The organism is Pectobacterium versatile (assembly GCF_003932035.1).
Lineage (GTDB): Bacteria > Pseudomonadota > Gammaproteobacteria > Enterobacterales > Enterobacteriaceae > Pectobacterium > Pectobacterium versatile.
Genome location: NZ_CP034276.1, coordinates 3,925,836 through 3,940,374 on the forward strand (window position 1 = coordinate 3,925,836; position 14,539 = coordinate 3,940,374).

A 14,539-nucleotide genomic window follows, 5' to 3' on the forward strand; every position below is an offset into this window, starting at 1 on the left:
AATAACGATCTTAATCAGTAACGATCTAGCGAACCACCCGTTTCAGAATGCGCTCACCTGAACTGCTGAAGTTTTTCGCCGATTCTTCCACGCTCTTCTTGCCATAGTCGAGCTGTTCGATGGTTTGCAGGATCAGGCTGGCAAGCTGCGGATCTTCAAGATACGAGGAAACAGGCGTTTGCATCGGTTTTTGCAGCGCCAGCGATAATCCGGCAACCGACAGATCCTTTGTATCCAGCTTCTGCTTTTCTTCCAGCGTTTGTCTGGCGATACGGCTGAGCGGAATGCCACGCTCGGTACCCATCAGCAGCGCACCTTCAGGATCGTTCATCAGATAATTCAGCAACAGCGCCGCTTCTTTTGGGTGCTTGGTATTCTTGCTGATGGCAAACAACATCGACGGTTTGAAGAACTGCCCGGAGTTATCCGATCCCGGCGTCATGATGTAAGGCCCTAATTCGAGCTTACCCGGTGCCGCCAGCGGATCGGCGTACTTCTTCACGACCGAAATCCACAGGTGTGCCCCACCATATTCCCCATTAATCCAGGGACGTGTTTCATACATGCCGACTTTACCAAACGCGTTGTAATACTTCGAAGACGGCATCACATGTTCGTCGATCAAACGTTTATAGAAGCGAAACGCCTCGATCCACTGCGCCTCGCTGTAGTTAAAGCGCTTGTTCTTTTCATCGATCATGCCGATCTGGTATTTCTGCGTCATGTAATAGTTGATCAACTCCAGCACACCTTCACCGCTGTCCTGCGCAGGCGAGGCGATAGGGAAATAGTTATCACCCAGCTTCTCTTTAAACACCTTGCCCGCATGGAACAGCTCATCCCAGGTGGTAGGATACGGCAGCCCGGCCTTCTTCCAGGTTTCCGTGTTGTAGTACATCACCAGCGCATTCAGCGAGGTGGAAATCGCGTTCACCTTGCCGTCGATTGTCGCGGGTTTCAACGCATCTTCGGGGAAATCCTGTAATTTCAGCGTATCAGTCAGCTTATTCAGGTCATAAAATCCGGTGCCCGTCTTGGAAAAAATCGGCAGCCAGTTCCAGTTTACCTGAAGCACATCCGGTTCTTCACCGCTGGCAATCTGCGTCGTCAGGCGGGATAGGTGCCCGTCCCAACCGGTATATTCTGGTCTCACGCTGATGTTCGGATACTTTTTCTGAAACGCTTCCAGCGCCGTCAAGGTCGCCTGATGGCGGCTGTTTCCTCCCCACCAGGAGAGGCGTAATTCCACAGGTTCAGCGGCCTGCGCGAACGAACAGAGCGCAGAGAAGGCGATGACAATCAGTCCAGGTAATCTCATTTTTCCCCCAACGACATTATTATTGTGTTTGTGTTTGTGCGTGTGTCTGGCGTACTGGTGTGGCGATATAGATGAGAAAGCAGGTAGGTACATAGCCGTGAATCAAACCATTTCTCGACCCTGACAAGATAGGCAGAACCCTTTTTATCGCGCTAGTCATCACGGCGGGAAAACGCGTGATTTGCGGGGCTGACGGAAGAAATGCTGATGACTGCACCGCGTTAGCGGGCGTTTCAACCACGCGGTGCGAGCCCGATGTGATGTGGCAGGGGGGTGCCTCACATCATTAACCGCCGCACCACACCAAAAAGAGATTTGATTCACAAATAAGAAACACAAAAACAACAAAATCACGCCGCGCGCGCAGAAAAAGCGGGAAAACGGCGCAAAAGCGTGATGAAACACACACGGCATAACGCGCCACATCGTCCTCTTCGTTATGCCTTTCACATTCTCTTACGCCACGCACCGTGCGCTGTGAAGCCCGCTCCAACCTGCGCAGATTTGATCACGACAGCCACAGCTAAAGGCCAGCAAACGTGCTGCAATCGGAGCAGGCTCGATCAGATAGGATAAAGCGATGAAGCACTCTATTCAGTCATACTCCCCCGCCGCCGACGGTATCACGCCGGATACTGCCATCTTTCAGCAGGCAATCGATCGGATTGCGGCACAGGGTGGCGGCACCCTGACGGTGGAACCGGGGCGCTATCTGTTAGGAGGATTGCTGCTGCCTTCCAATTTTTGTCTGCAATTGGAGGCAGGCGCTGAGCTCATCGTCAGCGGTGACTATGAACAGTTTGCGCAGGCCACGACGATCAGCATGGCCGAGCTGTCGCACCGTGCATTTCTTTATGCCTACCAACAACGCAATATCACGATCTGCGGTCAGGGTAAGATCATGGGAAATGCCGACGCCTATTTCTCTGCGGAACCCGACGATCAAGGCTATCGCCTGCCTGCACAGCATCGCCCGCGCATTGTGGTCTTTGAGGATTGCGAACACGTCCGCCTGTGCGATTTTACGATTGAACATGCTCCGATGTGGACCGTGCATCTGGTCAGCTGTCGCCAAATCATCGTCGAACGGCTGACGATTGATAACGATCTGAGCATGGCGAATACCGACGCGCTGGATCTTGATAGCTGCCAGCAGGTGCAAATCAGCAACTGCTCGCTGAGCGCCGCCGACGATGCGCTGTGCATCAAAACCACCCATAAGCCGCCCCATCTACAGCGTAAGGTGCAGCAGGTCGTCATCAGCAATTGCCTACTGCGATCCAAGAGCTGCGCTCTGAAGATCGGTACCGAAACCTTTGCCGACATCGAAGATATTTCCGTCAGCAACTGCGCCATTTACGATACTAACCGCGCGATCGGCCTGATCTCGCGCGATGGTGGCGCGTTCCGACGTCTACAGTTCAGCAACATCACGTTCCAGTGCGTTGCTGCACATCCCTGCCATTGGGGCAAAGCCGATCCGATCTTTATCTCCGTGCGCTATCGCGATCCCGCCATCGAACCAGGCCGGATCGAGGCAGTGCAATTTTCTCAGATCGCAGGGATCAGCGAGGGAGCGATTAACCTGCACAGCACGCCCGCAGGCTACATTCGGGATATCCATTTCCATGCCGTGCATCTCGAACAGCGGCAGAGCGACTCACCGGAACAGGGCATGTACGATGTGCGTCCCCCTTGTAACCCAGAGCGCCCGACGGGTATGGGGCTGGACAATGCGTATCGGGTCGATCCAGCGACAGGCCGTGCCTTCGGTGTCGACCATTACCCAGGCGGCATGCCCGCGCTATTTGCCCGTGGCGTTGTGAACCTGACCACCAGCCACATGACGATCCACCGCCCCGATCCGCTGCCATCAGGCTGGCATCACATGACAATCGTGGAGTTGGAAGAATAAGCACTTTCGGGTAGTATGCGACGGTTTTTTGCATACTATGTTCTGAAAGCCCCTTTTTCAGAACGAAACCGGGAACATCGCTATGGTCACTACGCTATTTAAAGATTTTCAGTTTGAAGCCGCGCATCATCTGCCCCACGTACCAGACGGCCACAAATGCGGGCGGCTGCATGGGCACTCTTTCATGGTGAGACTGGAAATTACCGGTGAAGTGGATCCGTATACCGGCTGGGTGATGGATTTCTCTGAGCTGAAAGCCGCGTTCAAACCTACGTGGGAACAGTTGGATCATCACTATCTGAATGAGATCCCCGGTCTGGAAAACCCGACCAGCGAAGTGCTGGCGCACTGGATCTGGCACCAGTTGAAACCGACATTACCGCTGCTCAGCGCCGTGATGGTGAAAGAAACCTGCACCGCCGGCTGCGTCTATAAAGGCGAGTAACAAAGAAGTGGTGGTGCTGTAGTCTGGCGTGAGCATTCCTCTCTCACGCCGCTACGATCGGTCGCTATTATCAGTAAATGAATATCAGGCGATATTCAGGTACTTATGTGTCTGCATAGACAGCCGCCAGTTGCGGGCGATACAAGTCTCGATACACAGTTTGGTCGCATCGTCTTTCTGGCTGATCGGCTGTAGCGCCACAATCCGCGGCTTATCATCATCAAGCCGCGCCAGTAATGCATCTAACGCCTCAATGTCACGCTCACGCGCCACTGGGTGTTTGATCTCATCCGCCCGTTGCAGCGCCTGATCGAGCACTTTCATACCGCCACGCATATTCACCTTCGGCGATACCGTCACCCAGGTTTTGGGCGAACAGCGCACGTCATGCGTGCCGCTGGTTTCGATCTGGCAACTGAAACCCTGCTTTTCCAACTGTAGCGTTAGCGGTGCTAAATCGTGGATGCAGGGTTCACCGCCGGTGATCACAATGTGGCGTGCCGTGTAGCCTTGCTGCACCATCAGCGCCAGAATGTCGTCCGCACTCGCCGCGCCCCAGGCATCGCTTTCTTCCGTTTTTACCAGCACCTGATCCAATGAGGTTTCCCGCTCTGCCAGTTTGTCCCAGGTATGTTTGGTATCGCACCAGCTACAACCGACCGGGCAGCCTTGCAGGCGTACAAACACCGCCGGCACACCGGTAAAATAGCCTTCACCCTGTAACGTCTGGAACATTTCATTAATCGGGTACTGCATGGTTTTCACTGTCTCTCTCACTTAAAAATGCAGTATACCCTAAATCATTCGCGTTGCAGGACAGCGGAAACGTCGTGACAAATCTGGCGGGAACACGCCAAAGTCAGGACAGTTGAGTAATTTGGCCCCTGCGTCAATAATCAATCTGTTGTTACAACTTCACCTGCTTTCATACGTTTCATTATTAACAAGGATAAGAATCAATGAAGTTATTGAAACCTCTAGCCCTATTACTCATCTCGAGCGCCTTTGTGCCTGCATTTGTTCAGGCGCAGGATATCGCTCAGATTAAAACTCAGCCGGGCTATTACCGCATGATGCTGGGCCAGTTTGAAATTACCGCGCTGTCTGACGGCACCAATACCATGCCAATGGATAAACTGTTACAGCGCACTCCACCGGAAAAAATCACCGAACTGCTGGCAGAGAAATCGCTGACGCCGCAGGTGGAAACCTCTATCAACGCCTATTTGGTCAATACCGGCAAACACCTGATTTTGATAGACACGGGCAACGGCAAGCAGAGCAACCCGACGGTCGGAAAAGTGCTGCCGAATCTGATTGCGGCGGGCTACAAACCTGAACAGGTCGATACCGTATTGATGACTCACCTGCACGGCGACCATTTTGGCGGTCTGGTGCAGGACAAGAAACTCAGCTACCCGAATGCCACCGTGTATGTCAGCCAGCCAGAAACCGACTTCTGGCTCAGCCCGGATAACCTGAAGAACGCGCCAGAGAACAGAAAGTCCGCGTTCCAACGCGTGCAAAGTACCTTTGATGCTATTCGCAAAGAGAACAAGCTGAAAACGTTCCCAGCTCAGCAGGCCGTCTTGTTACCCGGCATCACCGCGATTCCGAGCCCGGGACATACGCCGGGGCACACGTCTTTTCTGATCGAGAGCGAAGGTAAAAAACTGCTGGCGTGGGGAGACATCATTCATGCGGAAGCCGTGCAAATGAGCTTACCGGCCACCACCATCAGCTTTGACTCAAATATGGATCAGGCGACGGAATCCCGTAATAAAGCGCTGGCCGACGCCGCCAGCCAGGGTTACTGGGTTGCAGGCGCTCACCTGCCCTTCCCCGGCATCGGCCACGTTGGCACGCGTCTGGAACGCAACGGCACCACCAACGGCTATCGCTGGCTTCCAGCGAATTACAGTGTGGCAGGATTATCGCAATAATCTTCTTGTCGTCACTCAAGCAGGGGGCGGTTCCGTCCCCTGCTCTGCCACCACCTCAGCAATTTGCCCATACAGCCACGTTATCGCCGGATTACTGTCCTGTCTGGCATGCCAGAGCGCCGAGAGCGTATAGGTCGGTAACGCAAGCGGCACGGGGCTATCGATCAAGCCATAATACTGACACCACTGCGTCGCCAGCTTTTCCGGCACGGTAGCGATTGACGGCGTTTGCTGCAATATTCCCGGCAGAGCGGAGAAATGTGGCGTGGTGTAATGAATCGTCCGCGTCATGCCCTGTTTTTCCAACATGTCGTCCACGATGCCATGTGCACGTTCACGGTAGGTCACCAATAAATGGCGCTGCTGGCTGTATACGGCCAAAGGAAGAGGACGCGGCAGATCAAGCTGCTGCGGATGCCAAAGTACTCTGAATCCTGACGTTAGCAAGGCACGCTGCTTCAGCCAGCCTGCCTGTGCGCTGGCAACAGAAATCACCAGATCGACGCTGTCATTTTCCAGCCGAGCCACATCCAAAAACGGATCGGTGGCAACAAGGTTGATGCGCAAATTGGGTGCCTTCGCTTTGAGCCGTTTCAGCAGCAACGGCATTAGCCATATTTCCACCCAATCGGTCATTCCCAGCGTGATCACGCGTGAATCGGTTAGCGGATCAAACTTCTCGGGTTCGCCCAGAACCGACTGCAAGTGTCCAAAAGCGGGATATAGCTGGGCCGCCAGATAATCCGCACGCGCCGTCGGGCGCATAACCTGTCCCGTACGGATAAAAAGCGGATCGTCAAACAGGGTACGTAAACGTGCCAGCGCACCACTCACGGCGGGCTGCCCTAAATGCAGCTTATCCGCCGCCGCAGAGACGCTTTTCTCACGATACAACACCAGAAATGTCACCAACAGATTTAAATCCACGCCGCGAAAATCATTTTCCATGATAGGCAGTATCAAATTAATCAATTTGAACAATAGTACCGCCAGCAGAATAATCGTTCCAGTCCCTGACAAGCAGGATCACCTTCCAAGAGTGTGTGATGAAAATGAATCTTCTGAAACAAACGTTATTATCGGTCGTTTTACTGGCGGGAACGCCCCTTTTAGCCAAGGCAGAATCGGTGCCTCAACAAAGAACGCAGGCACCGGGTTATTACCGGATGATGCTAGGCCAGTTTGAAATTACTGCCCTTTCTGACGGCACGGTCACTATTCCATTGGATAAGCTGCTCACCCATATTTCCCATGAGGAAATGCTACATCTACTGGCGCAAAAGAATCTCCAGCCACAGGCTGAAACCTCCATTAATGCGTATCTCATTAATACGGGTAAACAGCTGATATTGGTAGACACGGGGGCTGGGCCACTATTCGGTAAACTGGGTGGAAAACTCCCCGACAACCTGCGCGCAGCTGGCTATCCGCCCGAGAAGATCGATACCGTTCTGCTGACCCATATTCATGCCGACCATTCCGGCGGCGTCTCGCGTGATGGCAAGTTGGTTTTCCCTAATGCCACCGTTTATGTTAACCAGAAGGATGCGGATTTCTGGCTCAACCCAGCTAACAGCGACCATGTGCGGGATAGCGAGAAACACACGTTCGGGCAGTCTGAAGATTCATTGCAACCCGTGCTTGCCGCCAACCGGCTGAAAACCTTCGCAGGTAAACAGCGGCTTTTCCCTGGCATTACCGCCGTGCCAGCACCGGGACATACGCCGGGGCACAGCCTTTATCAGATCGAAAGTGACGGTCAAAAACTGACGCTCTGGGGCGATACGATCCATGCCGAAGCCGTACAATTTCCTCGCCCCCTGACCACGATCGACTTCGATCGCAATATGGATGAAGCCGCAGAAGCGCGTTTACAGATTCTGGCAGAGGCCGCACGCAATAATGAATGGATTGGGGCGGCACACATTTCCTTCCCCGGTTTAGGCCAGGTTAAAGCCGTGTATGATGCTAACGGTAAACCAAACGGCTATCGCTGGCTCCCAGCGAATTACAGTATGGCGGGGCTAAAAAACTAAGGGGCAAAATGGAATTCATTACGTTAATTACTGGCGGTTCCCGCGGCATTGGCCGCGCAACCGCGAGCTATCTGGCAGGAAAAGGTCACAAGATTTGTATCGGCTACCGCACCCAGCAGGAGAGTGCGAATAGCCTCCTCGAAGAGATTCGCGCTAGCGGTGGAACCGCCATCGCCGTTCAGGTCGATATCGCTGATGAAGAGCAGGTTATCGAGCTTTTTAAGCGGACAGATAAAGAACTTGGCTGCCTCACGGGTCTGGTGAATAACGCCGCGATACTCAAACCTCAAGCCACCATTGAACAGCTTGATGCCGGGCGACTTAACGACATGTTTGCGACCAATACGGTGGGCAGTTTTCTCTGTGCTCGGGAAGCGGTCAAGCGTATGGCGTTCCGTCATGGCGGAAAAGGCGGCGCTATCGTCAACGTGTCATCCGCAGCCGCCCGTCTGGGCTCACCGCATGAATACATTGATTATGCGGCGTCAAAGGGCGCACTCGATACCTTAACGATTGGTTTGTCTCTGGAAGTCGCCGATCAGGGCATTCGTGTTAACGCCGTGCGCCCCGGTTTTATTTATACCGATATGCACGCTGACGGCGGGGAACCGGCAAGAGTCGATCGCATCAAGCATTCGCTGCCGATGAAACGGGGTGGTCACCCGATGGAGGTCGCGCAAGCGATAGGCTGGCTGTTATCGGATGAAGCGTCCTATGTCACTGGGAATTTTATCGATCTAGCGGGTGGGAAATGAAACATCCCTCTTATCTTCACTAATTTCTAATACACAAATGCTGCCAATTATTATGGTTTTTGCCGTTATCCAGCGTAAAAATTATGCAGCGGTGGGCGTGACCGCCGAGTGAGCGGCATGGATGCCGCGAAAGTCAGTGCCGCGTCGGACAAAAACGTCAGGGACGTTTTTGAACAGCACTTGTGCTGGCCCGAAGGGCGAGCCACATTTATGGGGCGAGTAAACGCGTCACTGACGGCTCGAATCGCGGTCATGAACACCGATGGCACCGCGCAGCGGCATAATTTAGCCGGAAGCCAGGGTTCACAGGGTGGCGGCGACTGAGCCTCCCTGTGTCGGGCGCGTATACGGTATCGCATATGAATAGCGGCGGTATCGCGCACGAAACATGCCCCTTAGCCAGCATAATAAATATGGCTAAGAGGCAACGCTCACGTTAACCCTTTACAGATACACCCGCAGGTATTCCGCCAGACACAGAATCGCCATTGCCTGACCGTACGGCATGGAGGTCAGGGCGATATTGCGATAGAAATCCAGATCGTTGCCCATCGCGGTGCCGAATGATACTTGCGTCAGCTCACCATCCTTATTGACGTGATTAATCACGCCACGAATCGCTTTCTCCGCCACTTCAGCGTAGCTCGGGTCGACGTAGCGCTTGCGCACCGCTTTCAGGATCCCGTAGGCAAAACCGGCGGTTGCCGAGCTTTCAAGGTACGAATTCGGATCGTCGATCAGCGTGTGCCACAGGCCGCTGTCATCCTGATATTTCGCCAATGCTTCAATCTGGCTTTCCAGCACTTGCAACAGGAAGCGACGCGTGGCGTTGTTCTCCGGCAGATCCAGCAGCTCGATAAATTCAGGAATAACGATCGTCAGCCAGCTGTTGCCACGTGCCCAGCGCGCTTTGGCGTAGTTATGCTGCCCTTCGAACGTCCAGCCGTGGAACCACAGGCCGCTTTCGCGATCCATCAGATATTGCACATGCAGCAGGAACTGATATGTGGCTTCTTCCACAAACTCAGGCCGGTTTAACAGCTTGCCAATTTTCGCCAGCGGCAGCACGCTCATCATCAGCGTGTCGTCCCACATCTGCTGGTGGTTTTCGTTGTTATAAACAATGTGCTGCAAGCCCTGCTTGTCCGTGCGCGGCATTTCATACATCACCCACTCCGCCCAGCGCTCCAGATATGGCAGCCAGCGGGCATCGCCCGTTTCTTCATAACGATAAGCCAGCGTCAGGAACGGGCATACGGTGTTCACGTTCTTCGTCGGCGTACCTTCCGCCAGACGCTCGGTAAACCAGTCGTCGATGATGGCGCGCATCTGCTCGTCGCCCGTCTGCTGGTAATACTGATAAATCCCGTACAGCCCGATGCCGTGCGTCCATTCCCATCCCGCCCAGCCTTTGGTATCAATCACCCGACCATCGTCCAGCCGTAACAAGAACTCACCGGTTTTATCCTCGATATTCACCAGATTGTCGGTGATACGGCAAATCAGCGCCTTCAGATCCTCACGGGAGATGAAGCGTTCCGGCTGACGTAAAAGCGGGCTATGTTTTACACTGAATACGGTCATAGTCATTCATCCAATTGAGTTATCAGTTAACAGTTCAATACAGTTACGGCTGCGTGGCGTGCGTGACCGGCTTGTCGCCTTTGTGGCGGTTCAGATAGCCGATATTGTTGTTGCCCCACAACGATTCATACGGCATACCAGCCAGCATTTCGACCGTTGCCCGCGCCTGCGGCGTAATTTTCTCCGGCACAGGACGCCCGGCTTCACGCATTTTCAGCGTCTCTTCCCGCAGCACGCTGTGCGTTTGCAGGTTGAGTTTAAAGCGCAGAGAAACCAGGAAGCCCAGCGCCAGCACGCCCACGGTGCCGAAGCTCAAAATCATCAGAATCGTGTGGCTAACGCTCGGTGCCTGTACGCTCTGGCCGGACACAAAGCCGGAGAGCTGTAACACCACGCCCACCAGCATCACCGCACCAGCCTGAGAGGCTTTGCGAGTCAGCGTCATAATCCCAGCGAAGATCCCTTCGCGACGCTGCGCGGTGATCACTTCATCCACATCCGCAATGTAAGTGTAGGTGTTCCACGGCACGTAGTTGATCCCGCCGCGTCCGATGCCCGCCAGCGCAGAAATCAACAGCAGCAGAGAGAAGGTGTCATGCAGGCCGCTGTACCACAGGACCGCGTAGGAAAGCGCGCTCACGCCAAACAGGCACACGACCAAGCGGTAAGATGGAGCTGGCCCAAAGCGGATGCACAGCGGAATCATGCCGATCACCGCGATGAATTGCAGAATCGCCATCGTTCCCATCAGGTTCGACGCCATGGTCGGGCTTTGCATCAGCACAAAGACCACGTAGTAGGTGAATACGGCGTTAAACACGTCCTGCGCGATATACCCGCCCAGATACATCCCGAGATGCTGACGGAAAATACGAATACGCAGCGTGGAAACCAGCTCGACGTTCAGCCGTTTCAGACTTTGGCCTAACGTCAGAGACTGGCGCTCTTTCTCCGCCCGCAGCGACGCTTCCGACATCTGATCGCGTGGCCGTTCCCAGGTAAAGAAATAGACTAGCGTCAGCACCAGCGCACAGATAACGGAGAACACCAGACTCGAATAGAAGAAGGACACCGCATTGTCTTTGCCAAAGTAGCCTAACAGGATGCCCGGCAGAAACGCGGCCAAAATCGCAGACAGCTGCGCCAGCGCGATACGTGCGCCGGAAAACTTAGTCTTCTGTTTGAAGTCATCGGTCATTTCCGGCACCAGCGTTTCATACGGCACCAGCACCATCGTATAAACGACATCGAACAGCAGGTACGTCAGCAGATAGTACCAATAGCTCATATCCCCGACCCACATGAAGCTGTAGCTAAACACGAAGGGAATACCGAGCAGAATAAAGAACTTACGGCGGCCAAAGCGTTTGCCCAGCCAGGTTGAACCGAAGTTATCGGTCAGGAAGCCCATCAGCGGGCTGACGACGGCATCGAGCACGCGCGCCATCGCAAAAATAAACGTTGCCTCAATCGGCGTTAAGCCACAGAACGTAGTGTAAAAATAGAGTAACCAAGCGGCCGTCAGCGCGGTGGTACCCGCACCAAGAAAGTCCCCTGAACCGTAGGCTAAATAGTTAGCCAAACCGATCTTACGCGTTTTCATCGCCATCCTTCCCCGAACATTTTTAATTATGAAGGTGTCACGCTGATACGGTAGCGCCCGGCGATCGTGAAAACCTTTGCGCTTTTGCCACCACGCGCCCCACGCTGGCAGCACAGGGAAGATTGGTGCGATCCGCTTCAAAGATTTTATAAAAAGCGATTTTAACTGAACGAAACCAGCAGTTCGTTTATGGCGATCACAGGATAGAAGATAGGAATTCAGCAGGAAGAAGGGCACCGTCGCCAACGGACGTTGCCTTGTGATGTCTTGAAAAATGGCGCTTTTTTTAGCAGAGAATAGCGCTATTCAGCGTGCTGTAGTCGCCACAGGAAAGTTTGCCGCGCGTGGGCTAAACGCGGCTGGCGCAGCGCACCCGGCACCCAGGCCAGATAGTAATCCAGCTGCGTTGTGCCAACGGGAGGCGGAATGACAACAAGCTCCCCCGCATCCAGCAGGTCCTGACACAAATACACCGGCATCACCGTCCAGCCAAATCCACTGGTCAGCACGCGACGCAGCGCACGCAGATCCTGACTCACCACGGCAGGCACCAGTCCCTTATCCTCCATGCGGTTCTTCTTCAACCAGTGATCGATCAGAGGAAACTCAAGGTCATACGCCAGCATCGGTTCCTGCGCCAGCGCCTGCGGCAAATCGCCCGTCTGCAATAGACGCTCGACGATTGCAGGTGCCGCCACAGCCTGTAATGTCGCACTCTTCAAAAGATCGCTTTTCAGCCGCTTATCCGTCACCGGGTGCGCCGTTATACCCAGATCGCAATGTCCTTCAAGCAGCATTTGTTTAATCAAATCGCCGTCGCCGGTATGCATGTGCACCCGCACACCCGCCTCAAGCAGCGGCAATAGCTGTTCCGACACCACTTCGGCCATGAAATCCGCATGACCAATGATATGCAGCGTCCCCGCGACGTCCATTGACCTCGCACGGGCCGAAGCCAGCGCCGCTTCCGCTTCATCGAGCTTATCCCCCAGATCCGCCGCCAGATCATCCGCTGCCGACGTTGGCGTTACACCGTTTGCCTGACGCTCAAAGAGACGACGTCCCACCGCCACCTCGAGTCCGGCAATATGCTGCGACACCGCTGGCTGGGTCAGATTGAGCGCGCGTGACGCGCCGCTAATCGAGCGCTGCCGATAGACTTCCACAAACGTGCGTAGACGGATAAGTGACATACGATACCTATAGATATTTATACCCTAAATAATTCGAGTTTCAGGAAGGCGGTAAGAGAGCGAATCCCGATGAGCTTACTCAAGTAAGTGATTCGGGTGAGTGAACGCAGCCAACGCACATGCAACTTGAAGTATGACGGGTATGGGCCATAAAATTATTTATACCCCCAGAATAATAATCTTGTTGGCGAGCGGATCAACCCCTGCCGTATCCTTTATCCCATCTTAAGTGACCCGGAAACCCCGGCTAACTTTCTGTTTTCTCTGGTACTCGACGACGAAAAGGAGACAAAACATGTCGACACAACAATCCAAAAAGGATTTACAAGCTATCCTGAATACGATGAAGCGCGCTCACATTGCCTCTGGCCCCGCCGATGCCGCACTGCGTCAAGATCGCTTACAGCGCAGCATCAACCTGCTCCGTGAAAACCATGCGGCGCTCGCGCAGGCTATGAGTGACGATTTCGGCCATCGCAGCCTGTATCACTCGTTCGCCGCCGACATCGGCATCACGCTGAAAATACTCCAGAACGCCATCGACAACGTTGAACGCTGGATGCAGCCAGAACCTGTGGATGAACCCGCTCCCGGCATGCAGGCATGGATTCAACATCAGCCTTTGGGCGTGATCGGCGTGATCAGCCCGTGGAACTTCCCCGTGAACCTATCGTTCGGCCCGCTGGCTGACATTTTTGCTGCCGGTAATACCGCAATTCTGAAACCGTCAGAGCTCACGCCGCGTACGTCTGAGCTGCTGGCGGAATTGATTGCCCACTATTTTGATCCGCTGGAATTGGCCGTGGTGCTGGGTGATGCAGAAATCGGTCAGGCATTCAGCGAACTGCCGTTCGATCATCTGGTTTTCACCGGCAGCACCGCCGTTGGGAAACAGGTGATGCGCGCGGCGGCAGAGAATCTGGTGCCGGTCACACTGGAGCTGGGTGGTAAATCACCGGTCGTGATTGATAGCAGCGCAGATATCACTGAAGCCGTTGAACGCACGCTGACGGTGAAAACCTTCAACGCCGGACAAATCTGCCTGTCGCCGGACTATGTTCTCCTGCCCGAAGGTCAGGAGCAGGCTTTCCGCGATGCCGCAAAAGCCTTTATGCAGAAAAGCTTCCCGACGTTACAGGCGAATCCAGATTACACGTCTATCATTGCTGACAGGCATTACGATCGCCTGATTCGTATTCTGAAAGAGGCTGAGCAGCAAGGCGCGACCGTCGTCAGTCTGGCACCAGAAGGCGAAGCGCCCTACGACGCTAAAAGTCGTAAGATTGCCCCGCATCTGGTGTTCGGCGTAAGCGATGAGATGACGATCATGCAGGAAGAAATTTTCGGCCCGCTGCTGCCCATCAAAACCTATCAGGCCGCAGAGGAACCGATTCACTACATCAATGCGCATCCACGCCCGCTGGCGGCCTATCTGTTCAGCAACGATGAGGCCATGCAGCAACGCTTCGCCAGCAGAACGACATCAGGCGCGCTGGTCGTCAACGATGTAATGACGCACGTGTCTATCGACACACTTCCGTTCGGCGGCGTTGGCGCATCCGGCATCGGCGCGTATCACGGCGTTCATGGATTCCGCCGTTTCAGCCACGCCAAACCGATTGTCATACAAAGTGAAGATGGCGCGTCTAACCTGACACTGCGTGCGCCTTACCATGAGAAACAAGACGCGATTGTCGCCGCCCTGAAAGGGTAACCAGCGTCTATTCACCCGATCATCCTGCAACCC

At 54.3% G+C, this 14,539-nt stretch carries 13 protein-coding genes; 7 read left to right on the top strand and 6 right to left on the bottom strand.

What is annotated here, in order from left to right; translation table 11 throughout:
- Window positions 1-25: 25 nt before the first annotated feature.
- Window positions 26-1,318, bottom strand: coding sequence for an ABC transporter substrate-binding protein (locus tag EIP93_RS17850; RefSeq protein WP_125233060.1), 1,293 nt, complete (start codon window positions 1,316-1,318; stop codon window positions 26-28).
- 580 nt (window positions 1,319-1,898) lie between these two features.
- Between EIP93_RS17850 and EIP93_RS17855 the strand changes: the two genes are divergently transcribed.
- Together EIP93_RS17855 and queD are read left to right on the top strand one after the other, a co-directional pair.
- Window positions 1,899-3,233 (top strand): glycoside hydrolase family 28 protein, encoded by a 1,335-nt coding sequence (locus EIP93_RS17855; protein ID WP_103942438.1) that lies wholly within the window; start codon window positions 1,899-1,901, stop codon window positions 3,231-3,233.
- An 82-nt stretch (window positions 3,234-3,315) separates the two neighbouring features.
- Complete coding sequence (gene queD, locus EIP93_RS17860) at window positions 3,316-3,678, top strand: 6-carboxytetrahydropterin synthase QueD (RefSeq protein WP_103861725.1); 363 nt, start codon at window positions 3,316-3,318, stop codon at window positions 3,676-3,678.
- A gap of 84 nt (window positions 3,679-3,762) precedes the next feature.
- Here the strand turns inward: queD and queE are convergent, their stop codons facing one another.
- Window positions 3,763-4,434 (bottom strand): 7-carboxy-7-deazaguanine synthase QueE, encoded by a 672-nt coding sequence (queE, locus tag EIP93_RS17865; protein ID WP_039272795.1) that lies wholly within the window; start codon window positions 4,432-4,434, stop codon window positions 3,763-3,765.
- 203 nt (window positions 4,435-4,637) lie between these two features.
- Here queE and EIP93_RS17870 point away from each other — a divergent pair, with 203 nt between their 5' ends.
- Entirely contained in the window at window positions 4,638-5,621 is a 984-nt protein-coding gene (locus tag EIP93_RS17870) for an MBL fold metallo-hydrolase (protein WP_125233061.1), read from the top strand.
- Window positions 5,622-5,636: 15 nt separating this feature from the next.
- Here the strand turns inward: EIP93_RS17870 and EIP93_RS17875 are convergent, their stop codons facing one another.
- A complete protein-coding gene (locus tag EIP93_RS17875) occupies window positions 5,637-6,569 on the bottom strand; it encodes a LysR family transcriptional regulator (RefSeq protein WP_125233359.1) in 933 nt (310 codons plus the stop codon).
- 98 nt (window positions 6,570-6,667) lie between these two features.
- Here EIP93_RS17875 and EIP93_RS17880 point away from each other — a divergent pair, with 98 nt between their 5' ends.
- The 3 genes from EIP93_RS17880 to EIP93_RS17890 all read left to right on the top strand — a co-directional run bounded on the left by EIP93_RS17880 (window position 6,668) and on the right by EIP93_RS17890 (window position 8,736).
- Window positions 6,668-7,657 carry an MBL fold metallo-hydrolase gene (locus tag EIP93_RS17880; protein WP_125233062.1) on the top strand — a complete coding sequence of 330 codons (990 nt, stop codon included), beginning with the start codon at window positions 6,668-6,670 and terminating at the stop codon, window positions 7,655-7,657.
- A gap of 8 nt (window positions 7,658-7,665) precedes the next feature.
- Window positions 7,666-8,412: an SDR family oxidoreductase gene (locus EIP93_RS17885; protein ID WP_125233063.1), complete on the top strand. Its 747-nt coding sequence runs from the start codon at window positions 7,666-7,668 to the stop codon at window positions 8,410-8,412.
- Window positions 8,413-8,529: 117 nt separating this feature from the next.
- The gene (locus EIP93_RS17890; protein ID WP_125233064.1) at window positions 8,530-8,736 is read left to right on the top strand and encodes a hypothetical protein; all 207 of its coding nucleotides are present in this window, start codon (window positions 8,530-8,532) and stop codon (window positions 8,734-8,736) included.
- 120 nt (window positions 8,737-8,856) lie between these two features.
- Here the strand turns inward: EIP93_RS17890 and bglB are convergent, their stop codons facing one another.
- The 3 genes from bglB to EIP93_RS17905 all read right to left on the bottom strand — a co-directional run bounded on the left by bglB (window position 8,857) and on the right by EIP93_RS17905 (window position 12,792).
- Window positions 8,857-9,996, bottom strand: coding sequence for a beta-galactosidase BglB (bglB, locus tag EIP93_RS17895; protein WP_095700449.1), 1,140 nt, complete (start codon window positions 9,994-9,996; stop codon window positions 8,857-8,859).
- Between the two features lie 43 nt (window positions 9,997-10,039).
- Complete coding sequence (locus tag EIP93_RS17900) at window positions 10,040-11,599, bottom strand: MFS transporter (protein WP_010309927.1); 1,560 nt, start codon at window positions 11,597-11,599, stop codon at window positions 10,040-10,042.
- A 302-nt stretch (window positions 11,600-11,901) separates the two neighbouring features.
- Window positions 11,902-12,792 (bottom strand): LysR family transcriptional regulator, encoded by an 891-nt coding sequence (locus EIP93_RS17905; RefSeq protein WP_103861728.1) that lies wholly within the window; start codon window positions 12,790-12,792, stop codon window positions 11,902-11,904.
- Between the two features lie 295 nt (window positions 12,793-13,087).
- On the opposite strand from EIP93_RS17905, the gene EIP93_RS17910 reads away from it, so the two are divergent.
- Complete coding sequence (locus EIP93_RS17910) at window positions 13,088-14,506, top strand: coniferyl aldehyde dehydrogenase (protein WP_107333386.1); 1,419 nt, start codon at window positions 13,088-13,090, stop codon at window positions 14,504-14,506.
- Window positions 14,507-14,539 lie beyond the last annotated feature (33 nt).

Coding starts and splice junctions, on each gene's coding strand:
- EIP93_RS17880 (WP_125233062.1), top strand. CDS start 6,668: ATGAAAATGAATCTTCTGAAACAAACGTTATTATCGGTCGTTTTACTG.
- queE (WP_039272795.1), bottom strand. CDS start 4,434: ATGCAGTACCCGATTAATGAAATGTTCCAGACGTTACAGGGTGAAGGC.
- EIP93_RS17905 (WP_103861728.1), bottom strand. CDS start 12,792: ATGTCACTTATCCGTCTACGCACGTTTGTGGAAGTCTATCGGCAGCGC.
- queD (WP_103861725.1), top strand. CDS start 3,316: ATGGTCACTACGCTATTTAAAGATTTTCAGTTTGAAGCCGCGCATCAT.
- EIP93_RS17850 (WP_125233060.1), bottom strand. CDS start 1,318: ATGAGATTACCTGGACTGATTGTCATCGCCTTCTCTGCGCTCTGTTCG.
- EIP93_RS17890 (WP_125233064.1), top strand. CDS start 8,530: ATGGATGCCGCGAAAGTCAGTGCCGCGTCGGACAAAAACGTCAGGGAC.
- EIP93_RS17910 (WP_107333386.1), top strand. CDS start 13,088: ATGTCGACACAACAATCCAAAAAGGATTTACAAGCTATCCTGAATACG.
- EIP93_RS17855 (WP_103942438.1), top strand. CDS start 1,899: ATGAAGCACTCTATTCAGTCATACTCCCCCGCCGCCGACGGTATCACG.
- EIP93_RS17870 (WP_125233061.1), top strand. CDS start 4,638: ATGAAGTTATTGAAACCTCTAGCCCTATTACTCATCTCGAGCGCCTTT.
- EIP93_RS17875 (WP_125233359.1), bottom strand. CDS start 6,569: ATGGAAAATGATTTTCGCGGCGTGGATTTAAATCTGTTGGTGACATTT.
- EIP93_RS17900 (WP_010309927.1), bottom strand. CDS start 11,599: ATGAAAACGCGTAAGATCGGTTTGGCTAACTATTTAGCCTACGGTTCA.
- EIP93_RS17885 (WP_125233063.1), top strand. CDS start 7,666: ATGGAATTCATTACGTTAATTACTGGCGGTTCCCGCGGCATTGGCCGC.
- bglB (WP_095700449.1), bottom strand. CDS start 9,996: ATGACCGTATTCAGTGTAAAACATAGCCCGCTTTTACGTCAGCCGGAA.